The sequence below is a fragment of the uncultured Phycicoccus sp. genome, from assembly GCF_947495705.1.
Taxonomy (GTDB): Bacteria; Actinomycetota; Actinomycetes; order Actinomycetales; family Dermatophilaceae; genus Phycicoccus.
Map to the genome: position 1 here is coordinate 182792 of NZ_CANLZR010000006.1, position 22030 is coordinate 204821.

Below are 22030 nucleotides of genomic sequence, written 5' to 3' on the forward strand. Positions count from 1 at the left end.
CCGGCAACGCCCCGACGGCCGGCGCCCCGGTCAGGCGTGCCGGACGCACCGGACGGCCCACGGCCGCGCCTCGAGCCGGCCGGGCGGGATCGCCTCGCCGCACACCTCGCACAGCCCGTACGTGCCCTCGGCGACCTTGGCCGGGCGGCCCGCACCTGGGCCAGGGTGTCGAGCAGCTGCTCCTGGACCGCGACCGCGGCGAGCCGGTCGACCGCCATCGACGTCCCCTCGCCGATGCGCTTCCCGAACGAGATGCTCCCCATCTCCTCGGGCGGGGTGGTCAGCGTGGCGAGCTCGCCGACCAGCCGGTCCTCCTGCTCGGCGAGCGTCGCGTCGATGTCCATCACCTCACCCTAGGCGTCGCGAGCCACCCGCGGGACGGGTCAGCGGCCGAGGCGCTCCCGGAGCCAGCGCCAGCGCTCCTGCAGCCGCGCCTCGAAGCCACGGTCGGTGGGGCGGTAGTAGTCGGTGCCGGCCGCGAGGTCGTCGGGCAGGTACTGCTGGGTGGCGACGCCGTCGGGCTCGTCGTGGGCGTAGACGTACGAGGGGGCCCGGCCCCGCCCCGCGGCCGCCGCCGACGCCTCGGCGATGCGGGCGGCACCCCCGTAGCCGCTCCCGCGCAGGTGCAGCGGCACGGGCCCGCCCTTGCCCGCCCGGACGTCGGCGATCGCCGCGTTGATGCCCGCGTAGGCGGCGTTGGACTTCGGGGCCAGCGCGTTGTGCACGACCGCCTGGGCGAGGATGATCCGCGCCTCGGGCATGCCGATCTGGGCGACGGCGTGCATCGCGGCGACCGCGGTCTGGAGCGCCGTGGGGTCGGCCATCCCCACGTCCTCGGAGGCGGCGATGACGATCCGCCGGGCGACGAACCGGGGGTCCTCCCCCGCCTCGAGCATCCGCGCCAGGTAGTGCAGGGCCGCGTCGACGTCCGAGCCGCGCATCGACTTGATGAGCGCCGACGCGACGTCGTAGTGCTGGTCGCCGGTGCGGTCGTAGCGGACCGCGGCGTGCGCCACCGCCTGCTCGGTGTGCGTCAGGGTGACCTCGAGGACCTCGGGCCGCTCGGCGCCGGGGGCCAGGGAGTCTTCGGCCACCCCGGCCGCGGCCTCGAGGAACGTCAGCGAGCGCCGGGCGTCGCCGCCGGCCAGCCGCACCAGGTGGTCGCGGGCGTCGTCCGCCAGCGCGTACGCACCGGCGAGCCCGCGCTCGTCGCCCACGGCCTGGCTCAGCACGTCGGCGACCTCGTCGTCGGTGAGCGGGACGAGGGTGACGAGCATCGAGCGGGACAGCAGGGGGGCGATGACCGAGAACGACGGGTTCTCGGTGGTCGCCGCGACGAGGACGACGAGCCGGTTCTCGACCCCGGGCAGCAGGGCGTCCTGCTGGGCCTTGGTGAACCGGTGGATCTCGTCGAGGAACAGCACGGTCTGACGGCCGTATAGGTCACGGGTGCGCGCCGCGCCGTCCATGACGGTGCGCACGTCCTTGACCCCGGCGGTGACCGCGGACAGCTCGACGAACTCGCGGTCCGAGGCGGTGGCGACGAGGTGCGCCAGGGTGGTCTTGCCGGTGCCGGGCGGCCCCCACAGGATCGCCGACAGGGGGCCCGCCGCTCCCCCGCCGCCCTCGATGAGGCGGCGGAGCGGGCTGCCCGGGCGCAGGACGGCGCCCTGCCCGCGGACCTCGTCGAGCGAGCGCGGCCGCATCCGGACCGCGAGCGGCGCCATGGTCGCCGCGGGGCCGGCGTCACCGGCACGACCCTGCGCGGCGGCGCCGAAGAGGTCGGTCCCGTCCTGGCTCACCCCCGCAGGCTAACGACCACCGCCGACGCCCCCCACCGCGCCACGGATTATCGGGTGACCCGAGAACGCCGCACCTCCCCCAGGAACCGTTCCCGGGTGACGTGCAGGTTTCCCGGGTCACCCGAGAAAGCGGCGGGGCGGGGCGCGGCCCGGGCTCCGCGGCGGACCGCCGTGGACCCCGTGGGATTCTGTGCCCCATGACGAGGCGTGCGGGACACGGCAGGCCGGCGCTGGAGCGCTGGGGTCGGTTCGTCGCCGCGCACGCGCGCTCCGCCCTCGTCGGCTGGCTGCTCTTCGTCGTGGCGGGCCTCGGCGTCGCGCTCGGTGGCCTGGGCACCCAGAGTCTCTTCGACCGGATCGACACCGGCGAGATCGTCGTCGACGGTGAGAATCAGCAGGGCCGCGACGTCCTCGACGCCGCCGGAAGCAGCGGCTTCAGCACCCACACGCTGCTCGTCGAGGGGGTCGACCTCACCGACGCGGAGGTCGCGCGGGCCGCTGCGACCGCGGTGCGTGACCTGCTCGCCGTCGACGGCGTGGAGTCGGCGGTCTCCCCGTTCGTGGTCCCGGGCGGCGCCACGACCCCGGAGGCCGGGACGCTCGTCCTCGACGGCGACCCAGAGGCCGGCGGCTTCGCCACCGTCGTCACCTTCGACCCCGGCGTCGACAGCGAGCAGGAGGACGCCGCCGCGGCCGAGGTCGACGAGGTCTTCGACCGCCTCGTCGAGGACACCGGCGCCTCGTCCTCGGAGCGGGGCGGGCTGCGCGAGCTCGTCGACCGGATCGTGCGCCAGGTCAAGGTCGACGGCCAGCGGGGTGAGGGCATCGCGCTGCCGGTGAGCTTCGCCGTCATGGTCGTCGTCTTCGGAGGCTTCCTCGCGGCCGGCTTCCCGGTCCTTGGGGCGGTCGCCTCCATCGCCGGCGCGCTGGCCTCGCTCCTCGGCTTCTCCTACCTCCTCGACCTCGACGCGTCGGCGGTCAACGTCGTCACCGTCCTGGCCCTCGGGCTGTGTATCGACTACGGGCTGCTCGTCGTCAGCCGCTTCCGCGAGGAGATGCGGGCCGCCCTCGCGGGACGCCCGGCCGCCGATGCCACCACCGCCGAGATCGTCGACGCCGCCGGCCGCACCCTCGACCGCGCCGGGAGGACCGTGGTCTTCTCGGCGGTGACGGTCGCGATCTCCCTCGCGGGGCTGCTCTTCCTCGACATCGCCTTCATCCGGGCCGTGTCGCTCGCCGGGGTGTCCGTCGTCGTCGTGGCGCTCGCCGTGGCCCTGTCGCTGGTGCCGGCGCTGTGTGTCCTCGGGGCCCGGCGGCTGGTGCGCGGCAGCACCGAGGTCGGCGCCGACACGGGGGTCTTCTCGCGCCTGGCGGAGCGCGTCTACCGCGTCCCGTGGCTCGTCATCGGCGTCGTCTCCGGGCTGCTCGTCCTGCTCGCGGCACCGGTCGGCGGCATGCAGCTGACGGCGTCCGGCGCGGAGCTGCTGCCGAAGGGGACCCCGGAACGGACGTTCTTCGAGGAGCTCCGGGCCGGGTACCCGACGCTCGCCGGTGCCCAGGTCCTCGTCGTCGCGAAGGCCCCGGTGGCCGAGGTCCGGGAGTGGGCCGGGTCCGCGGCCGACCGGCCGGGGGTCACCGCGGTCGACCCGGTCGGCGAGCTCGAGGGCGGGGTCGTCACGGTGCCGTTCCAGACCGGGGACAGCGGCTCGGGCGCGGCCTCGCGGGCCCTGGTCGACTCCCTCCGCGCCGACCGGCCGCCCTTCGAGTCCTGGGTGGTCGGGCAGGCCTCCGGCATCCTGGACTTCCGGCAGGCGGTCGCCGACAGCGCCCCGATGGCCGTGGCCGCAGTCGTCCTCGCCACCCTCGTCCTGCTCTTCCTCATGACCGGGTCGGTCGTCGTCCCGGTCAAGGCCCTCGTCATGAACGTCCTCTCTCTGGGCGCGAGCCTCGGCCTCACCGTGTGGATCTTCCAGGAGGGCCACCTGGAGTCCCTGCTGCGCTTCACCTCGGCGGGCGGGGTCGAGAACACCGTCCCGGTCCTCGTCGTCGCGTTCGGGTTCGGGCTGTCGATGGACTACGAGGTCTTCCTGCTGTCGCGGATCGTCGAGCTGCACGCGCAGGGCCGCAGCACCCGCGACGCGGTCGTGCTCGGGCTCCAGCGCTCGGGACGGATCATCACCTCGGCCGCCCTGCTCATGGTCATCGTCTTCTCGGGCTTCGCCGCCGGCGACCTCCTGATCATGAAGCAGGTGGGGGTCGCGCTCGTGCTCGCCATCGCGATCGACGCCACGCTCGTGCGGATGCTGCTCGTCCCCGCGACGATGGCCGTCCTCGGCCGTGCCAACTGGTGGGCGCCCGCGCCGCTGCGCCGCCTCCACGAGCGTTTCGGGATCACGGAGTGAGCACCGTCCGCCGCCTCGACTCCTACGAGGACCTCCTCGAGGCCTCCGGGCACCATCCGGTGGTCCTCCTCGACGTCGGGCGCGGACTGCCGCCCCCGGCCTGGGGCGCCGAGGGGTGCGGTGGGCGCGCCGTGGCGTTCGCCCGCCGCAGCGACCACGGGATCCTCGGTGCGTCGGTGCTCGGGGACGCCGCGGCGGTCGAGGCGCTCGTCGCCGACCCCCGGGTCCGCCACTGGTTCGACCGCGGAGCGTTCCGCCACCTCGGCCGTCCGCGCGGGGTCGACGACGTCGTCGAGCGGCACCTGCCCGTCGGGTCGGTGGGCGGCGACTGGGAGTGGATGTACACCCGTGCGGCGCCGCCCCGGGTCGCCGGCGAGGACCGGGTGACCCGGCTGGCGGCGTCGGCGCGCGACGAGCTCGTCGCCCTCCTCACGGCGGCGAGCCCCCGCACCCACGGGCAGCCGTTCGCCCGACCGGGACAGCGGTGGGTCGGGGTCCACGACGACACCGGACGGCTCGTCGCCTGCGGGGTGAGCGAGCCGTCGACCGCAGGCACCCCGACGCTCGCCGGGATCGCGGTCGTGCCCGGACTCCGGGGGCAGGGGCTGGGCGCGGCCGTCACCGCCGAGCTGACCCGGGACGCCGTGGCGCGTACGGGAGCCTGTGCGCTCGGGATGTTCTCCGACAACGACGGCGCTCGGCGGCTGTACCAACGCCTCGGGTTCACGACGGCGGTCGAGTGGCGCAGCCGGTGGCGCGAGGGCGCGCTGCCCTCGCTCACCTCGGGGTGAGGCACGAGTCGCGCTTCCCCACGCCTGCCGGCTGCACATCGCCCGCGGCGTCCCTATGGTGAGGAGGTCAAGCCCCCAACGACGGAGGTACGTCATGGCAACCCTGAGCACCGGCCCGGTCGAGATCCACTACGAGGACCACGGCGGCTCCGGCCGGCCCGTCGTCCTCATCCACGGCTGGCCGCTCAGCGGCGCGTCGTGGCGCCACCAGGTCCCGGCGCTCACGGACGCCGGCTTCCGCGTCGTCACCTACGACCGCCGCGGGTTCGGGCAGTCCGCCAAGCCCGGCGAGTCCTCCTCCTACGACTACGACACCCTGACCGGCGACCTCGACGCCCTGATGCGCGAGCTCGACCTCACCGATGCCAGCCTCGTCGGGTTCTCGATGGGCGGTGGCGAGGTCGCCCGGTACATCCAGAACGTCGGTGAGGAGCGGCTCCACAGCGTCGTCTACGCCGCGGCCATCCCGCCGTGCCTGAAGAAGGACGACGCCCACCCCGACGGCGCCCTCGACGACGCGACGGTCGAGGGCATGCAGGCCCCTCTGGCACAGGACCCGGCCGGCTTCCTCGACGGGTTCCTCACGAACTTCTTCTCGGCCGACGGCGAGCTCAAGGTCACCGAGGAGGAGCGGCAGGAGGCCCTGACGCTGGCGCACCAGGCCGACAACCACGCTGCCGTGCAGTGCATCCGGTCGTGGGTCGAGGACTTCACCGCCGGGCTGCGCGCGACGAGCGTCCCGACGCTGGTCATCCACGGCGACTCCGACGCCATCGTCCCCCTCGAGGTGTCGGGTCAGCGCACCGCCGAGCAGGTCCCCGGGGCCGAGCTCCACGTCGTGGAGCAGGGTCCGCACGGGATCACGGTCTCGCACAAGGAGGAGTTCACCCGGGTCCTGCTCGACTTCCTGCGGCGCTGACGCCTCAGCACTCCATCGCGCGGGCGGTCCCGTCCGTCACGAGGTCCTTGAAGTGGACGACCCCGTCGCTCCCTCGCCAGGCGAACGTGGCCCGGACCCGAAGCCGGGTCTGCGGGAAGGCACAGGTGTTGCGGGTCTCGGTCTTCGCGACGTCGGAGTCAGCGTGCCACCCGTCGAAGTCGTCCTCCTGCAGGTACAGGGACCACTGCCCGCCGGACCAGGTCTGGAGCCTGACGTCGGTGACCTTGACGTCGAAGTCCCCTCCGGCCGCGGTGTCGCTGATGGACGCCTTGGCACCCATGCCGCCGCCGCCGGGTCCGTAGAAGAACATGACGCAGCGCTCGACGCCGTTGGCCATCGTCGCGCAGCCGTTCTGGACCAGTGGTTCGGCGCTGGCGGCCGGGGCCATGACCACCGAGCCGGCGAGGGCGACGGCGGACGCGGCGACGGTGAGGGTGGAACGCAGGGTCATCAGGGGGCTCCTCGGAGGATCGTCAGGCCTCGGGGCGGGATGCCCCGAGGTGACGACCAGCCTCGGTGCCGACGCTGCGACCCCGCTGCGATCCCGCTACGGCCGGCCCTCACGCGGGCAGCGCGCCGGACCCGGTCGCGGCGGCCGCCTCCGGCGCCGCGGGTCGGGAGTCGATGCCTGCCTCCTTGCGCTGCTCCGGCGTGATGGGCGCCGGGGCGTCGGTCAGGGGGTCGTAGCCGCCGCCGGACTTCGGGAAGGCGATGACGTCGCGGATGCTGTCGAAGCCGCCGAGGAGCATGACGATGCGGTCCCAGCCGAAGGCGATGCCACCGTGCGGCGGGGCGCCGAACTGGAAGGCGTCCAGGAGGAAGCCGAACTTCTCCTGCGCCTCCTCCGGCGACAGGCCCATGACCCGGAAGACCCGCTCCTGGACGTCGCGCCGGTGGATACGGATGGAGCCGCCGCCCAGCTCGTTGCCGTTGAGGACCAGGTCGTAGGCGTACGCGAGCGCCGGCCCCGGGTCGGTGTCGAAGGTGTCCATGAACTCGGCCTTGGGCGAGGTGAAGGCATGGTGGACGGCCGTCCACGCTCCCCCGCCGACCGCCACGTCACCCGCCGCGACGGCGTCGGACGTGGGCTCGAAGAGCGGGGCGTCCAGCACCCAGAGGAAGCGCCACGCGTCCTCTGCGATGAGCCCGCAACGCCGCCCGATCTCGAGGCGCGCGGCCCCGAGGAGCGCCCGCGACGACTTCGTGCCGCCTGCCGCGAAGAACACGCAGTCACCGGGCTGGGCGCCGACGTGGGCCGCCAGCCCCGCGGTCTCGGTCTCCGAGAGGTTCTTGGCGACCGGACCGCCGAGCGACCCGTCCTCCTGGACGAGGACGTAGGCCAGGCCCCGGGCGCCGCGCTGCTTGGCCCACTCCTGCCAGGCGTCGAGCTGCTTGCGCGGCTGGCTCGCGCCGCCGGGCATGACGACGGCACCGACGTACTCGGCCTGGAAGACGCGGAAGGAGGTGTCGGCGAAGAACTCGGTGCACTCGACGAGCTCCTGGCCGAAACGGAGGTCCGGCTTGTCGGACCCGAAGCGGCGCATCGCGTCGGCGTACGTCATCCGCTCGAAGGGGACGTCGAGGTCGACGCCGATGAGCTGCCAGATCTCCTTGACGACCGCTTCGCCGAGCTCGAGGACGTCGTCCTGCTCGACGAAGGACATCTCGATGTCGAGCTGGGTGAACTCGGGCTGCCGGTCGGCGCGGAAGTCCTCGTCGCGGTAGCAGCGGGCGATCTGGTAGTACCGCTCCATCCCCGAGACCATGAGCAGCTGCTTGAACAGCTGCGGGCTCTGCGGCAGGGCGTACCAGCTGCCGGGAGCCAGCCGGGCGGGCACGAGGAAGTCGCGCGCGCCTTCGGGCGTGGACCGGGTGAGGGTCGGGGTCTCGATCTCGACGAAGTCCCGGGCGTCGAGCACGCGGCGGGCGGCGGCGTTGACCTTGCTCCGCAGCCGGAGGGCGTGCCCCGCCGAGCGGGTCCCGGGACGGCGCAGGTCCAGGTAGCGGTGCTTGAGGCGCGCCTCCTCGCCGACCGTGACCCGCTCGTCCACCTGGAACGGCAGCGGTGCGCTCGCGTTGAGCACCTCGATCTGGGAGGCGACCACCTCGACCTCGCCGGTCGGCAGGTCGGGGTTGACGTTGCGCTGCTCGCGTGCGGTCACCTCGCCGACGACCCGGACGACGTACTCGCTGCGCAGGTCGTGGGCCGCGCCGGTGAGCACCTCGTCCCGGGCCACGACCTGGACGACGCCGCTGGCGTCCCGCAGGTCGACGAACGCCACCCCGCCGTGATCGCGCCGCTTCGCCACCCAACCGGTGAGGGTGACGGTCTGGCCGGTGTGGCCGGCACGCAGGGTGCCGGCCTCGTGGGTGCGGAGCACGGTGAAGGTCCTTCGTCTCGACGACATGCGGTACGGGGTCCGGTGCGGGGACGGGTCCTGCCGGCCACCGGTCGGCGTCCCATCCTACGGACCGCTGCGGCGCCTCCGGCACCGAGTTTGTCCACGGCCGCGCCGAAACACCCGATAGGTCCAGCGCGGGAGGCTCCGGCGCCCTAGGCTTCGCACCATGTCGGCCAGCATGCCGCCGGTCCAGACGGACCTGGCGGAGGTCTTCCCAGACCTCATGACGATCCGGGCGCGTGCCCAGGGCGGCGACCTGCCCGGCGCCCTCGCGGAGGTGCGGGCCCGGGCCACCGGCCTCGCCGAGGACGCCATCACCGTCACCGAGCTCGTGGCCGAGTCCGAGGGCATCGACGACGATCTCGCCGCCCACCTCCGCGCCCACGCCGACGACCGCCTGGCACGCACCCTGGACGCGCATCGGACGATCCTCTCGGCCGGGAGCGCCGCCGACCCCGCCGCCTCCACCCGGGCGGACTCGGCCGCCGGCCTCGCCCGCGCCGAGCAGACCCTCATCCGGCTCTGCGCCGAGGACCCCACCGACCGGTACGCGTGGTATCTCCGGCTCGTCACCGCCCGCGGTCTCGGCCTGGGCTGGAGCGAGTCACGACGCCGCTACCGCCGGCTGGCGGCCGTCGACCCGCACCACGCCCCCGCGCAGCGGCAGATCCTGCGCTCCCTGCAGCCCCGGTGGGGTGGGTCCTGGGAGGCCGCGTTCGGCTTCGCGCGCGAGGTGTCGGCCACCGCCGCGGAGGGGAGTGTCGAGGGGGCGCTCGTCGTCACCGCGCATCTCGACCGCTGGCTCGCCGAGGACGGCGGCGCGCAGAACGACTACCTGGTCCAGCCGGGGGTTCTCGCCGAGCTCGAGGAGGCCTCGGACCGCCTCCTGGCGGTTCCGCCGCCCTCGACGTACGCGTGGGTGCAGCCGCACACCGAGATCGCCGTCCTCCTCGGGGTGGCGGGTCGCCGGGTCCGTGCCGGGCAGCACTTCTCGGCGCTCGGGCCGGCCCTGGCCGAGGGGCCGTGGGCCGCCGCGGCGCGCTACCAGGAGGACCTGCAGACCATGCGCTCCTCGGTGCTGGCGGAAGGCCGTCGCCGATGACGCTCACCCGGGTCGAGGTCGACGGCATCCCGGCGCTGTTCGCCGAGCGGACCGACGGCGTGTACAGCGGCGGGATCCTGTTCCGGGTGGGGTGGGCCGACGAGAACCTCGCCGTCCGGGGGCTCACCCATCTCGTGCAGCACCTCGTGCTGCACGACCTCGTCGGCGACGTCCACCGCCACTCCGAGGTCACGGCGACCTACACCCACGTGCACACCCGGGGCGGCTCGCCCGAGCAGGTCGCGCGGATGCTCAACGGCCTGTGCGAGGCCCTGCGCGACCCCCCGGTCGGGCGCCTCGAGGTCACGAAGGAGGCCCTGCGCGCCGAGGAGCGGGGACCCGACGGCGCAGGACGGGTCGCCGCTCTCCTGCGGTACGGCGCGCACGACCACGGGCTCGCGGCCTTCCCCGAGGTCGGCCTGCCCGAGATCGGACCCGGGCTCGTCCAGGTCTGGGTCGGCGAGGCCTTCACCACCGGGAACGCGATGCTCTGGTTCACCGGGGACCGGATGCCCGAGAACCTCCAGCTCACCCTCCCGGAGGGCTCCCGCCAGCCCGTGCCCGCCGCGAGCAAGCCGCGGGCCAACACCCCGGCCTGGTCCGTGGTCGACGGCTCCGACCTCGTCCACGTCACCGCCGTCGTCCCGCCCTCACCGGCGGCCGCCATCTTCGCCGACGTGCTGAACGGCGCCCTGCACCACGACCTGCGCGAGCGCGACGCCGTCTCGTACTCGGCGGGCGCCACGTACACGGTCCGGGACCCGGCCTCCGCGGTGATCGCCGTGACGGCCGACTGCCTGCCCGAGCAGCGGGGGGCCGTCATCGGTGGGGTCGTCGACACCCTGGCGCGGCTCCGCTGGGGTGCGGTGTCCGCCGACGAGCTCACCGAGATCACGAGCGCCGCCGCGACCGCCGTCGACGAGCAGTCCGAGGACGTCGACACCATCGTCCCCCGGGCGGTCAGCTCGCTGCTCGGCCTCACCTTCCCCGAGCCGCACCGCCTGGCCGCCGAGTACCGGGCCGTGACGGCCGCCGATGTCCAGCGCGTGGCGGAGGCGTTCCACCGGAGCGCGATCGCCCAGGTGCCCGAGGTCGGGCTGGGCTGGGCCGGGTGGCACGCCGCGCACCTCGGGTCGGGCGAGGTCGTCGACGGTGTCGCGCTGACCGGCCGGGACGGGCACCACGAGCGCCTCGTCGTCGGCGACCGGGGGGTGAGCGTCACCACGGCGGACGCGGTGTCGACCGTGCTGTACGACGACGTCGCCGTTCTGGAGAGCTTCGCCGACGGCGGGCGCCACCTCGTCGGGACCGACGGCGTGCAGGTGCACCTCGAGCCGACGCTGTGGGAGGTCGACGACGCGGCTCTCGCCCGCGTGGACGGTGCGGTCGACCTCGCCCGGGTCGTGCGCCATCCCGCGCGGAACCCCGACGACCTCCCGCTGCCCCCCGAGCCCGTCGACGAGGAGGACGGCGAGAGTGCCGGGTCGCGGTCTCGCTGGCGGCGGCTGACCGGCCGCTGACCACCAGCGCCGAATCCGGTCACGAACTGGCCGGGAGGATGCACAGCACGTTCCCCGACGGGTCGTGCAGGACCCGCCACGGCAGTGGACCCCAGCCGGGGTCGACCTCGACCCCGCCCAGCGCGACGGCCCGGGCGACGGCATCGTCGGCGTCCTCCCCCGGGTCGAGCCGGACATCGAGGTGGAGCCGGTTCTTCACCGCCGCCGCCGCCGGCCGCCGCTCGGGGCACAGCTCGAGGACCGGTCCGCGCCCGGAGGGATGCCGCAGCGCCGGGGTGAACCCGGAGTCGTCGTCGACCCAGCCCGTCACGGCTCGCCAGAAGCGCCGGTCCGCTGCCGGGTCCGCGCTCTCGAGCGGGAGCGCGGCGACGGGGCCGGTGCCCCGGTAGCTGTCCCGGTGCTCCATAACGCAGAACGGGTTGCCCTCGGGGTCCGCGAGCACCACCCACGGGACCTCGCCCTGCCCGATGTCGAGAGGCCGCGCGCCGAGGGCGAGGGCCTGCTCGACCACCTCGGCCTGGCGGTCACCGCCGGCCAGGTCCAGATGCAACCGGGGCTCGGGCAGCACGGGGTCCGCGACCCGCGGGAAGCACAGGTCCAGGACCGGGCCTCCCTCGACCGTCAGCCGGGCCTCGACGAGGTCCGGGGTGTCGGTGATGGCCGAGGCGCCGAGCAGCAGCGCCCAGAACCGACCGAGGCGCTCCGGGTCGGCGGCGTCGACGGCGATGTTCTCCAGGTACACGGCACCGTCCTACCACCGAGCGGCCCACTCCGACACGCACCGAGCCGGGGCCGCAGGTCGCCGACACCGCCCCGGACGTGCGACGGTAGGAGGGACCGCGTCACCCCAGGAGGGCTCGTTGACCAGCATGTTCCCGCGGCGGACCGCCCTGCGCGGCGCTGCCGGTGCCGCCTTCGGGCTGGCAGCGGCGGGCGCCGTCGCCGGGTGCACCGAGGACGCGTCCGGGCCGGACCGCACCCGGGGTCCCGGGTCCACCGCGCCCCGGGCACCAGTCCGGCACGAGGTCGCGCTCTTCGACGATGGCCGAGTTGTCGCTCTCGACCCGGCCGCCGAGCCGTCGGTCGCGGCGAGCAGCGCGCTCCTCGCCCGCGCCACCGCGGTCGTCGTCAGCGGCGCTGCCGACGGTGACGTCCGGGCCGGTGCCGACACCGCCACCGCCCTCGGCCTTCCCCACCTCGTCGCCGGTCCCGGCCTGTCCGACGAGCTCGACCGCCTCGGGGTGCGCACCGTCGTCCGGGTCGCCGGCGCGACCGAGCCCGCCACGGACGGTGCGACCCCGAGCAGCACCTCGAGCCGCTCGGCGAGCCCGTCGCCGCTCCCGTCCGATTTCGGCGACCGTGAGGTCGTGGACGCCCCCCGGACCGGGGTGCCCGAGGTCGAGGGGCTGCCCGCCGACGGGCCCACGGGCGAGGTCCTGGCCCTGCTCGCCGACGACACCGACGTCCCGCCGGCGGTCGCGGCGCTGCTCACCCTGTGCGCGGCGCGCCGGCACCGGATGGGCGGCGCGGACCCCCGCACCGACAGCACGGTCTGGAAGCCTCTGCGGGCCGCCCCCGACGCCCTCGTCGTCGGCATCGGCGGGCTCGGCGACCACTTCGGCCAACGGGTGCGCACCGTGCGCCGGGCGCCGGAGGTCCCCGGCGGTGGGTACCTGCCTTTCCCGGCCCGCCGCATGGTGGCGCTCTACGGCCACCCGCAGACCAAGGACCTCGGGATGCTCGGCGAGCAGGGGCGCGATGCCTCGGTGCGCCGCGCGCGTGCGTACGCGCAGGAGTACGAGCAGCTCACCGGGGACCCCGTCGTCCCGGCGTTCGAGCTCATCGCGACGGTGGCCGCCGCCTCGGCCGGCGCCGACGGGATGTACTCGAACCGGACCCCCCTGAACGTCCTGCGGCCCTGGGTGCAGACCGCGAAGAAGGCGGGGGTCTACGTGGTTCTCGACCTCCAACCGGGCCGCTCGGACTTCCTCGAGCAGGCGAAGGCCTACGAGTCGCTGCTCCGGGAGCCGCACGTCGGCCTGGCCCTGGACCCCGAGTGGCGGCTGGGGCCGGACGAGAAGCCGCTGCAGCGGATCGGCCACGTCGACGTCGACGAGGTGAACCGGGTCGGGCGCTGGCTGGCCGGGCTCGTGCGGGAGCACGACCTGCCGCCGAAGGTGCTCACGCTGCACCAGTTCCGGACGTCGATGATCCGCGGCCGGGCGGACCTCGACACCGGACTCGACGAGGTGCAGTGGCTCGTGCACGCCGACGGCCAGGGCGGGCAGGGCGCGAAGCGCTCGACCTGGGACGCGCTGCGCCAGGACCTGCCCGAGGGGGTCTTCCTGGGCTGGAAGAACTTCGAGGACGAGGACCTGCCGATGCTCACCCCTGCCCAGACCGTGGCGCAGGTGAAGCCGACCCCCTTCTTCGTCAGCTACCAGTGACGGCGGTGTCCGGCCCCGTGTAGAGCCACCGCCCGGCCCGCCGCTCGAACCGGCTCCGCTCGTGCAGCTCCCCCCGCTGGAGGGTGCGCCCCTCCCCCGCGACCCACGAGGCCCGGAACTCCACCACGCCCGTGCTGTCGTGCGGCCCGCCGTCGACGACGTCGACGACCTCGAGCCGCACCCACCGGACCCAGGGCTCGGGCTCGACGCTCGGGGGTCGCGTGCGCGGATGCCAGGTGCGGTAGAGGTGCTCGCCGTCGGCGAGCGCGTAGGCGGTGTAGCGCGAGCGCATCAGCTCCTCGGCGGTCGCGGGGCGGCGCTCGCCCTCGATGACCGGCCCGCAGCACTCGCCGATGGCCGCGCCCGCCGTCGTGCCGCCGCACGGACACGGAGACCGGGGGTCCACCGCGTCCGCGGCGGCACCGGACGCCTTGAGCCAGGCGGCCGACCCCTTGGTCGTGCCGAATATCTCGCCCACCGGGCCATCGTCCCACGTCCGCGTGATCGTCACGGGTCCCCGGTACCCACTCGGGGCGGGTCTCACACCTGGGTCAGCGCGGGCGTCGACCGGGGCTGCGCTCCGGCCAGGGCGCGTCGACGGGCCGCAGCCCGGCCCACCCGCGGGCGCGCATGGTGTGCGCGGCGAGCACGGCGATGACGAGGGTGGGGCTGTGCAGCCGCCCGCCGAGCACGCCGTCGACGAGGTCGTCGAGTGGGACCCGTCGCTGCGGCATGCCCAGCTCCTCGCCCGACCGTTCGTGCCGCTCGGTTGCCGGGACCGGCGCGAGGTCGCGCGCCAGGTAGATGCGCAGGCCCTCGCTCGAGCCCCCGGGTGAGGACCAGTGGTCGACCAGCGTGGCCCACCGGCCGGCGGTGAGGTCCGCCTCCTCGTGCAGCTCGCGGGCCGCGGTGACCTCGGGCGCCTCGCCGTCGACGTCCAGCAGCCCGGCCGGGATCTCCCAGTCGAAGGCACCGACGGGATGCCGGTACTGCTGGATGACGACCGCGCGGTCGTCCGCGTCGAGTGCGAGGACCGCGACGGCGCCGGTGTGGTCGACGAAGTCCCGGGTCACGACCCCGGCGGCCCCGAGGTCGACCCGTTCGCTGCGCACGTCCCACACCCGCCCCCGGAAGGCCAGCGTGGAGTCCAGGACGGGGCGTCGCTCGAGCCGGTCGCGCAGCGGCTCAGACACGGGCGTCGGCCGGCTCCGCGGTGCGCGGACGCTCGACCTCGACGAGCCGGGCAGCGCGCTGCTGCTCGATCGCGGCCCCGATGAGCCCGGCGAACAGGGGGTGGGCCCGGGTCGGACGGGACTTGAACTCGGGGTGGGCCTGGGTGGCGACGTAGTAGGGGTGCACGTCCTTCGGCAGCTCGACGAACTCGACGAGCCCGAGGTCGGGGTGGGTGCCGCTGATGACGAGCCCTGCGGCCTGCAGCTGCTCGCGGTAGCTCTCGTTGACCTCGTACCGGTGGCGGTGGCGCTCGTCGGCCGTCGTCGACCCGTACGCCTCGGCGACGACGGACCCCGGCAGGAGCCGGGCCCGCTGGCTCCCGAGCCGCATCGTGCCGCCGAGGTCACCCGCACCCTCGACGAAGGCCTTCTGCTCCTCCATGGTCGCGATGACCGGGGCGACGGTGTCGGGGTCGAACTCGGTCGAGCTCGCCTCCTCGATGCCGCCGACGGTCCGGGCGTACTCGATGACCATGCACTGCAGGCCCAGGCAGATCCCCAGGGTGGGGACCTGGCGTTCGCGGGCCCAGCGCAGCGCACCGACCTTGCCCTCGATGCCCCGGATGCCGAAACCGCCCGGGACCAGCACCGCGTCGGCGCCGCCGAGGGCCCGCTGGGCTCCGGCGTCCGTCTCGCACTCGTCCGAGGCGACCCACCGGATGTGCACCTTCGCGTCGTGGTGGAAGCCACCGGCACGCAGCGCCTCGGTGATCGACAGGTACGCGTCCGGCAGGTCGATGTACTTGCCGACGAGCGCCACCTCGACCTGGTGCTCGGGGCGGTGCACCCGGTCCAGGAGGGTGTCCCACTCGGTCCAGTCGACGTCGCGGAACACCAGACCCAGCCGGCGCACGACGTAGGCGTCCAGACCCTCGCGGTGCAGCACCTTGGGGATGTCGTAGATGCTCGGCGCGTCGACGGCGGCCGCGACGGCCTCGTTGTCGACGTCGCACATCAGGCTGATCTTGCGCTTGATCGACTCGGGGATCTCGCGGTCGGCGCGCAGCACGAGCGCGTCCGGCTGGATACCGACCTGGCGCAGGGCGGCGACGGAGTGCTGGGTGGGCTTGGTCTTCAGCTCCCCGCTCGGGGCGAGGTACGGGACGAGCGAGACGTGCAGGAAGAAGACGCTGTCGCGGCCCAGGTCGTGACGCACCTGGCGGGCGGCCTCGAGGAACGGCAGCGACTCGATGTCGCCGACCGTGCCGCCGATCTCGGTGATGATGACGTCCGGGGCGTCCCGGTCCGCGACGCCCGGGGAGCCCGCCGCCTGGGCGCGCATCCGCTCCTTGAGCTCGTTGGTGATGTGCGGGATCACCTGGACGGTGTCGCCGAGGTACTCCCCGCGCCGCTCCCGTGTGATGACCCGGTTGTAGACCTGCCCGGTCGTCACGTTGGCGCTGCCCTGCAGGTTGACGTCGAGGAAGCGCTCGTAGTGCCCGATGTCGAGGTCGGTCTCGGCGCCGTCGTCGGTGACGAAGACCTCCCCGTGCTGGAACGGGTTCATCGTCCCGGGGTCGACGTTGAGATAGGGGTCGAGCTTCTGCATCGTCACCCGCAGGCCACGGGCCCGCAACAGGTGGCCGAGGCTCGAGGCCGTGAGCCCCTTGCCGAGCGAAGAGGCGACGCCTCCGGTCACGAAGATCTGTTTCGTCTGGAGCACCACGGGCTTCAACGATACGTCATCGGGCGGACGACTCGTGCGGCGACGCACCGGGCGGGACCGGCGGGCTGGGCCGGGCTCAGTCCCGGGCCCCGACGAGGGCGTAGGCGGCCACGGCAGCCGCGAGCGCATCGGCGTCCGTCGGCAGCTCACCCGCCCGCTCGACCGCCTTGGAGCGCAGGTTGTCGCGGACTCCCCCGTGGCACACGACGTCTCGGATCGCCCGCGACAACGAGACGGCGTCGCCGCCGGGGACGAGCACCGCGGCGTCGCCGACGACGGCCGCCGTCCCCCCGACGTCGGTGGCGACGATGGCGGCGCCCGCGTGCAGCGCCTCCTGGAGGCCCACCGGCTGTCCCTCCCAGATCGCGCTCGAGATGACGACGTCGGCGGCGGCGAGCAGGTCCGGGATGTCCGCACGGCGGCCGAGGAGCCGCACCGGCAGGGCCTCGGTGTCGATCCGGTGCTGGAGGTGCTCCCGCATCGGGCCGTCCCCGGCGACCACGGTGACCAGGTCGAGGTCGACGAGGTCGCGGTGGGCGTCGAGGAGCAGGTCCAGCCCCTTCTGCGGCGCGAGCCGCGCCAGGACGACCCCGAGCGATGTCCGGGCGTCGAGCCCCAGCCCGGCGTGGACCGCGTACCGGTCGGCCGAGGGCAGCCGCCCCGGTGGTGCGGGCACGACGGCGGGTCCCGTGCGGCGCGCTCCGAGCCGGTCCATCCGGGTGACGAGGTCGGCGGACACCCCGAGGACGAGGTCGCTGCCGCGCGCCACGACCCGCTCGAGGGCGGCGTACACCGACCCCGTGACGGCACCCGAGGGTGCGGCGTTGTGCAGCGTCGTGACCAGCGGCGTCCGGCTCCGCGTCGTCGCGAGCACCGCGATCCCCCCGGCGCGCAGCCCGTGCGCGTGGACGACGTCGGCGCCCCGGGTGAGGGCGGCGAGGTCGCGGACGGCCAGGGCGTCGCGCAGTGGATGGGGCCGGTCGCTGAGCTCGACGGGGACGACGGTCGCGTGCTCGTCGAGGTCGAAGGCCGCGGCGACGGCGGCCGGGCAGGCGACGAGCACGTGATGGCCGGCGCCGGCGAGCAGCCCGGCGAGCCCTTGGACGTGCCTGCCGACACCGCCGGCGCTCGTCCCCAGGACCAACAGCACTCTCACGTCGCGTCTCCTCGCCGTCGTCGCGCCCGCCCCCGGTCGCGGATCTCGCCCATCATGGTCCGGTCACCGTAGAACACCGCGAGCGCTCCCGTGAGCAGTGCCGCTGCCCCGGCGGCGAGCCCGACGAGCACCGCCTCGAGCAGGCCGTCGTAGGTACGGCCCCTCGACACGACGTCGCCGACGGCCACCGCGAGGGCGAGCGCGACGACGACGGCTCCGGTGGTACGCCCGATGCCCCGCGTGACCTCCGCTCCCCAGGCCCGGCGGACGAGCACGACGAGCGCGACCCCCGCCAGGGTCATCCCGACGCTCGAGGACACCCCGAGGGTGCGCAGCACGACGGCCGCCGACGCTCCCCCGCCGACGAGCACGAGCGGCGGGACGGCCGCGACGACCCATCCGAAGGCGGTCGCGACGGCCGCGTCCAGGGGGCGCCCCCGGACGTACAGCGCCCGCGTCAGCAGGGCGACGAGGCCGAAGCCGACGAGCCCGGGGGCGTAGGCCAGGAGCGCCCCCGGGAGCGCCGCGATGGCCTCCGGGCTCGCCCCCTCGGCGCCCCGGCGGGCGTCCAGGATCCCGAAGAACCCGCCGATGGCCGGGGCGGCGGCCATGAGCACCCCTGCGGCGATCCCGGTGAGGACGACGACGGCCCGCAGCGACCGGCCGAGGGTCGGCGCGACGTCGGCGCCCCCGGCGGCGCCGCGGGCGATGGCCGGGAAGGTGCTCTGCGCGATCGGGACGGCCAGCACCGCGTACGGCAGGACGTAGACCGCCTGGACGTAGACGTAGGTCGAGAAGACCCCGCCGTCGCTGGAGTGCTGCGCGAGCCAGGCCGTGACGAGCACGCTGCCCTGCTGGGCGACGAGCGCCAGCACCCCGGCACCGGCGAGCTGGCCGATCCGGCGACGGTCGTCCGGGTCGAGGCGGAAGGCGGGACGCCAGCGCCAGCCGGTGCGCAGCGCGGGGACGACGAGCGGGAGCGAGAGGACCACGACCCCGAGCGTGGTGCCCCAGCCCAGGACGGCGAGCGCCTCGTCCGAGACCCGCGACGGGGCCGTCTCGCCGTCGACGATCGAGCCGTACCAGAGGTAGCTCGTGAGGACGACCACCGAGGAGAGCAGCGGGGCGACGGCCGCGGTGAGGAACCGCCGATGCGCGTGGAGGAGCCCGGTGAGGACGATCCCCACCCCGTAGAGGGGCACCTGGACGGCGAAGATCCGCAGCAGGGTGCGGCCGACCTCGAGCGACTGCGGGTCGCGCTCGGCCACGAGCCAGCCGACGACCGGGCCGGCGACGAGCCACAACGCGACACCGAGCGGGACGAGGACGGCGACGGTCCAGGTCAGCAGGACCGACGCGAGCCGGTCCGCCCGGTCCGGCTCCCCGGCGCCGAGGCGCTGGGCGATGAGCGGGACCGCGACCGCCGCGAGCGTCCCGCCGGCCGCGACCTCGAAGACGACGTTGGGAAGGGCGTTGACGGTCTGGTAGATGTTCCCGACGCCACCGGTGCGCACCGCATCCGCGAACACGAAGATCCGCGCGACGCCGGCGGCCCGGGCCAGCAGGGTGATGAGCGCGATGAGCCCCGCCGCGCCGGCGATGCCCAGCGCGGCCCGTCGGCGCGTCACCGCGGGCGTCCCCACGCGTCGATCTCGCGCAGGACCGGGGTGGACTCGATGACGGCGGTGAAGCTGACCTTCTCGGAGGCGAGGGTGAGCCCGGTGAGGACAGCCAGCGCTCCGAGCCGGCCCCACCGGCCCGACCGCTCGATCAGGGCGGTGCCGATGAGGGCCCCCGCGGCGTTGGCGCCGGTGTCGCCGAGCATCGCCCGGCCGGCGAGGTCCTCGGCGGCGACCCCGAGCGAGGCTCCCACGGCGGCGGCCGCGGCGGGACGGGCCCGGACCCCCGGCTCGCCGCGCGTGAGGAGCAGGGGAAGCGCGGCCAGGGCCGTCGCCTTGAGGGCTCGGCCCGGCCGCAGGTCGAGGAGGTTGGCCAGGTTGGCCGCGCCGGCGACGACCGCGCCCCCGGCGAGGGTGTCGAGCACGGTCAGCTCCGGCCGGGCCCGGTCGGCGAGCGCGGCGACGACCAGCCCGGTGACACCGAGACCGACGACCTTCACCGCGCCCGTCGTGACCTCGCCGCGCGCTGCAGCCCCCAGATGCCCGCGCAGGCCCTTGGACGACCCGTCCCCGGCGAGGTCGTCGAGCGCTCCGAACCCGCCCGACCCGAGGACGGCGACGACGCCCGGGATCCCGCCCGCGGCGGCTCCGAGGGCACCCCCGGCCACCCAGGAGGGGCCCTCGAGCAGCGTCACGGGCGCCCCGGCGTGGTTCGTCCGTGTCCAGCGGGGGGACCGGACGCGGCCGACGAGCACGCGGTGCGCCACCGCAGAGCCGAGCGCGCCGACGACGCCGGCGGCCAGCACCCGCGCCGCGCTCACGACCCCGGGACCGGGGCGTACGGGGCGTCGGCCCCCGGCGCGAGCCCGTAGTGGCCGGAGGAGCCGCCGTCCTGCTCCCGGAGCGCGAAGACGACGCTGGCGATGCCCACCGGACCCGCCGCGTCGTCGACGCTCGAGACGCTCGCGTCGGCACCGGCCTCCTCCCGCAGCGTCGCGAGGACCGACACGCCCTCGGTCTCGGTGTCGACGTCGGCGGCCAGGACCGCACCGCGCGACGGGGCGTTCAGGGCCATCGTGAGGTCCACCCACCGGCCGGCGGACTCGGCGTTGGCGGCCTCGTCACCGTCGGCGGTCACTCCCGCGACGACGACCACGAGCTCGGCCCGGGTGAAGTCGTCGGCGTCCAGGGAGATCAGGCCCGCCTCCGCGAGCGTGTCGAGACCGGTGCGAGCGGTCGTGTCGTCCGGGCCGCTGTCACCGGCGGGCGCGGAGCGGGTGAGCAGGCTAGCCAGCAGGGCGTCGCGCGGAGTGAGGCCGGCCTCACCGGTGTCGGTGCCGGTCTGGGTGGCGACCTCGGTGACGGTGCGGTCCCGCGCGGCTGCGATGTCCTCGTCGGTGCTCACCCAGTCCGAGGTCACCGAGGTCGTCGACGCGACCCGGCCGTCTGCGGCTCCGATGGCCTCGACGACGGCCTCGCCGACGGCGGCGTCCGCACCGGGCAGGACGACGACCGCGACCGTGCGCCCCTCGAGCGCGCCCGCGAGGACCCGCGTCGAGACCGCGGCGAGATAGGAGTCCTGCCGCTCGATCTCGGCCCGGCTGAGCTCGAGGTCGGTGTTGAGCTGCGCCTTGTCGTCGCGGAGCCCGGAGATCTCGCTCTGCAGGGTCGAGCCGATCTCGTTCTGCAGCGGGCCGGCGCCGAGGACGATGCCGACGGCGAGCGCCAGGAAGATCGAGACGATCGAGACGATGTGGTAGCGGAAGTCGATCACGGGAACACTCCTCGGGCGAGGGCCCACAGGTCGTCGAGGCGGGCGGCGAAGATCTCGAGCATCGCCCGTCCTCCGTCGGTCGACCACAGCGCGGCCCCGAGGGCGAGGATGCCGACGAGGAGCATGAGGACGACGCTGAAGGACGAGATGCGGGTGCGGTAGAGGCGGCTCACGCCCTTGGCGTCGACGAGCTTGCCTCCGACGCGCAGGCGGGTGAGGAAGGTGCTGGCCATGCCGGAGCGGCCCTTGTCGAGGAACTCGACGAGCGTGACGTGGGTGCCGACGGCGACGATGAGGCTGGCGCCCTTGTCGTCGGCGAGGAGCATCGCGACGTCCTCGCTGGTGCCGGTGGCCGGGAACACGACGGGCTCCACGCCGAGGTCGCGGACGCGCTCGAGCCCGGGCGCCCGACCGTCCCGGTACGCGTGGACGACGATCTCGGCGCCGCTGCGCAGCGCCTTGTCGGACACCGAGTCCATGTCACCGACGATGAGGTCGGGGGTGTGCCGGGCGTCGATGAGCGCGTCGGCCCCGCCGTCGACGCCGATGAGGATCGGCTTGTACTCGCGGATGTAGGACCGGAGGATCTCCAGATCCTCCTTGTAGTGGTACCCACGGACGACGATGAGGACGTGCCGGCCGTCGAGGTCGGTGGTGATGTCCGGGACCCCGACGCCGTCGAAGAGCAGCTCGCGCTCCTTGCGCAGGTAGTCCATCGTGTTCGCGGCGAACGCCTCGATCTCGGCGGACAGCCCGGCCCGGGCGATGGTCATCGCCTCCTGCACCGCCTCGGGCTCGAGCAGGGTGCCGTCACCGACCGGCTCGTCGCCGTGCAGGAGCCGCCCGTCGACGAGCCGCAGCGGCGCCCCCTCCTTGATGTGCATGACGTCCGGGCCGGCCCGGTCCAGGAGGGGCACTCCCGCGGAGACGATGATCTCGGGGCCGAGGTTGGGGTAGCGGCCCGAGATCGACGCGGCGGCGTTGACGACGGCCGCGGGGCGGCAGGCGACGAGGGCCTCGGCGCTGACCCGGTCGATGTCCTCGTGGTCGATGATGGCGATGTCGCCGGGCTTCAGGCGCTTGGTGAGGTTCTTCGTCCGTCGGTCGACCCGGGCAGGACCCGACCCGTCGGAGGGGTCGCGGTCCCGGCGGGAGAGCAGGCGGATGGACATCTGCA

General features: G+C 74.6%; 19 protein-coding genes. 6 read left to right on the forward strand and 13 right to left on the reverse strand.

The genetic code is table 11. The features are described from left to right. Positions 1-30: 30 nt before the first annotated feature. On the reverse strand, positions 31-105 hold the full coding sequence (locus tag Q0963_RS16560) for a TraR/DksA C4-type zinc finger protein (protein ID WP_367180055.1): 75 nt from the start codon (positions 103-105) through the stop codon (positions 31-33). Positions 106-383: 278 nt separating this feature from the next. Then, positions 384-1727 carry a replication-associated recombination protein A gene (locus tag Q0963_RS10780; RefSeq protein WP_299445607.1) on the reverse strand — a complete coding sequence of 448 codons (1344 nt, stop codon included), beginning with the start codon at positions 1725-1727 and terminating at the stop codon, positions 384-386. A 272-nt stretch (positions 1728-1999) separates the two neighbouring features. On the opposite strand from Q0963_RS10780, the gene Q0963_RS10785 reads away from it, so the two are divergent. From Q0963_RS10785 to Q0963_RS10795, 3 genes are all read left to right on the forward strand, one after another. Continuing rightward, positions 2000-4204, forward strand: a complete 2205-nt coding sequence (locus Q0963_RS10785; RefSeq protein WP_299445565.1) for an MMPL family transporter — start codon at positions 2000-2002, stop codon at positions 4202-4204. Next, a complete protein-coding gene (locus Q0963_RS10790) occupies positions 4201-4995 on the forward strand; it encodes a GNAT family N-acetyltransferase (RefSeq protein ID WP_299445567.1) in 795 nt (264 codons plus the stop codon). The genes Q0963_RS10785 and Q0963_RS10790 overlap by 4 nt, the downstream gene beginning before the upstream one ends. 94 nt (positions 4996-5089) lie before the next feature. Then, a complete protein-coding gene (locus Q0963_RS10795; RefSeq protein WP_299445569.1) occupies positions 5090-5914 on the forward strand; it encodes an alpha/beta fold hydrolase in 825 nt (274 codons plus the stop codon). A 4-nt stretch (positions 5915-5918) separates the two neighbouring features. Here the strand turns inward: Q0963_RS10795 and Q0963_RS10800 are convergent, their stop codons facing one another. Further along, positions 5919-6386, reverse strand: coding sequence for a hypothetical protein (locus Q0963_RS10800; protein WP_299445571.1), 468 nt, complete (start codon positions 6384-6386; stop codon positions 5919-5921). A 109-nt stretch (positions 6387-6495) separates the two neighbouring features. Beyond that, positions 6496-8316 (reverse strand): aspartate--tRNA ligase, encoded by a 1821-nt coding sequence (aspS, locus tag Q0963_RS10805; protein ID WP_299445573.1) that lies wholly within the window; start codon positions 8314-8316, stop codon positions 6496-6498. A gap of 187 nt (positions 8317-8503) precedes the next feature. On the opposite strand from aspS, the gene Q0963_RS10810 reads away from it, so the two are divergent. Beyond that, complete coding sequence (locus tag Q0963_RS10810; RefSeq protein WP_299445575.1) at positions 8504-9439, forward strand: hypothetical protein; 936 nt, start codon at positions 8504-8506, stop codon at positions 9437-9439. After that, complete coding sequence (locus tag Q0963_RS10815) at positions 9436-10959, forward strand: hypothetical protein (protein WP_299445576.1); 1524 nt, start codon at positions 9436-9438, stop codon at positions 10957-10959. Before Q0963_RS10810 ends, Q0963_RS10815 begins: the two co-directional genes overlap by 4 nt. 19 nt (positions 10960-10978) lie before the next feature. Here the strand turns inward: Q0963_RS10815 and Q0963_RS10820 are convergent, their stop codons facing one another. Continuing rightward, on the reverse strand, positions 10979-11701 hold the full coding sequence (locus Q0963_RS10820) for a VOC family protein (protein WP_299445577.1): 723 nt from the start codon (positions 11699-11701) through the stop codon (positions 10979-10981). A 118-nt stretch (positions 11702-11819) separates the two neighbouring features. Between Q0963_RS10820 and Q0963_RS10825 the strand changes: the two genes are divergently transcribed. Further along, complete coding sequence (locus Q0963_RS10825) at positions 11820-13406, forward strand: hypothetical protein (RefSeq protein WP_299445579.1); 1587 nt, start codon at positions 11820-11822, stop codon at positions 13404-13406. On the opposite strand, the gene Q0963_RS10830 is transcribed toward Q0963_RS10825, so the two are convergent. From Q0963_RS10830 to steA, 8 genes are all read right to left on the reverse strand, one after another. Then, positions 13393-13917, reverse strand: coding sequence for a YchJ family protein (locus Q0963_RS10830; RefSeq protein ID WP_367180054.1), 525 nt, complete (start codon positions 13915-13917; stop codon positions 13393-13395). The two genes, Q0963_RS10825 and Q0963_RS10830, sit on opposite strands and share 14 nt — an antisense overlap. A 40-nt stretch (positions 13918-13957) precedes the next feature. Continuing rightward, on the reverse strand, positions 13958-14599 hold the full coding sequence (locus Q0963_RS10835; protein WP_299445581.1) for an NUDIX hydrolase: 642 nt from the start codon (positions 14597-14599) through the stop codon (positions 13958-13960). After that, positions 14592-16304 carry a CTP synthase gene (locus tag Q0963_RS10840; protein WP_299445583.1) on the reverse strand — a complete coding sequence of 571 codons (1713 nt, stop codon included), beginning with the start codon at positions 16302-16304 and terminating at the stop codon, positions 14592-14594. The genes Q0963_RS10835 and Q0963_RS10840 overlap by 8 nt, the downstream gene beginning before the upstream one ends. A gap of 76 nt (positions 16305-16380) precedes the next feature. Continuing rightward, entirely contained in the window at positions 16381-17460 is a 1080-nt protein-coding gene (locus Q0963_RS10845) for a glycosyltransferase family 4 protein (protein WP_299445584.1), read from the reverse strand. Then, entirely contained in the window at positions 17457-19088 is a 1632-nt protein-coding gene (gene murJ, locus Q0963_RS10850) for a murein biosynthesis integral membrane protein MurJ (protein WP_299445585.1), read from the reverse strand. The genes Q0963_RS10845 and murJ overlap by 4 nt, the downstream gene beginning before the upstream one ends. After that, positions 19085-19900, reverse strand: a complete 816-nt coding sequence (locus tag Q0963_RS10855; RefSeq protein WP_299445587.1) for a hypothetical protein — start codon at positions 19898-19900, stop codon at positions 19085-19087. Before Q0963_RS10855 ends, murJ begins: the two co-directional genes overlap by 4 nt. After that, entirely contained in the window at positions 19897-20853 is a 957-nt protein-coding gene (locus Q0963_RS10860; protein ID WP_299445589.1) for a copper transporter, read from the reverse strand. Before Q0963_RS10860 ends, Q0963_RS10855 begins: the two co-directional genes overlap by 4 nt. Further along, complete coding sequence (gene steA / locus Q0963_RS10865) at positions 20850-22025, reverse strand: putative cytokinetic ring protein SteA (RefSeq protein WP_299445590.1); 1176 nt, start codon at positions 22023-22025, stop codon at positions 20850-20852. Before steA ends, Q0963_RS10860 begins: the two co-directional genes overlap by 4 nt. Positions 22026-22030 lie beyond the last annotated feature (5 nt).

Excerpts from the sequence above, each read along its gene's own strand:
- Q0963_RS10780 (WP_299445607.1), bottom strand. The coding sequence starts at position 1,727 with ATGGCGCCGCTCGCGGTCCGGATGCGGCCGCGCTCGCTCGACGAGGTC.
- Q0963_RS10785 (WP_299445565.1), top strand. The coding sequence starts at position 2,000 with ATGACGAGGCGTGCGGGACACGGCAGGCCGGCGCTGGAGCGCTGGGGT.
- Q0963_RS10795 (WP_299445569.1), top strand. The coding sequence starts at position 5,090 with ATGGCAACCCTGAGCACCGGCCCGGTCGAGATCCACTACGAGGACCAC.
- Q0963_RS10800 (WP_299445571.1), bottom strand. The coding sequence starts at position 6,386 with ATGACCCTGCGTTCCACCCTCACCGTCGCCGCGTCCGCCGTCGCCCTC.
- Q0963_RS10810 (WP_299445575.1), top strand. The coding sequence starts at position 8,504 with ATGTCGGCCAGCATGCCGCCGGTCCAGACGGACCTGGCGGAGGTCTTC.
- Q0963_RS10815 (WP_299445576.1), top strand. The coding sequence starts at position 9,436 with ATGACGCTCACCCGGGTCGAGGTCGACGGCATCCCGGCGCTGTTCGCC.
- steA (WP_299445590.1), bottom strand. The coding sequence starts at position 22,025 with ATGTCCATCCGCCTGCTCTCCCGCCGGGACCGCGACCCCTCCGACGGG.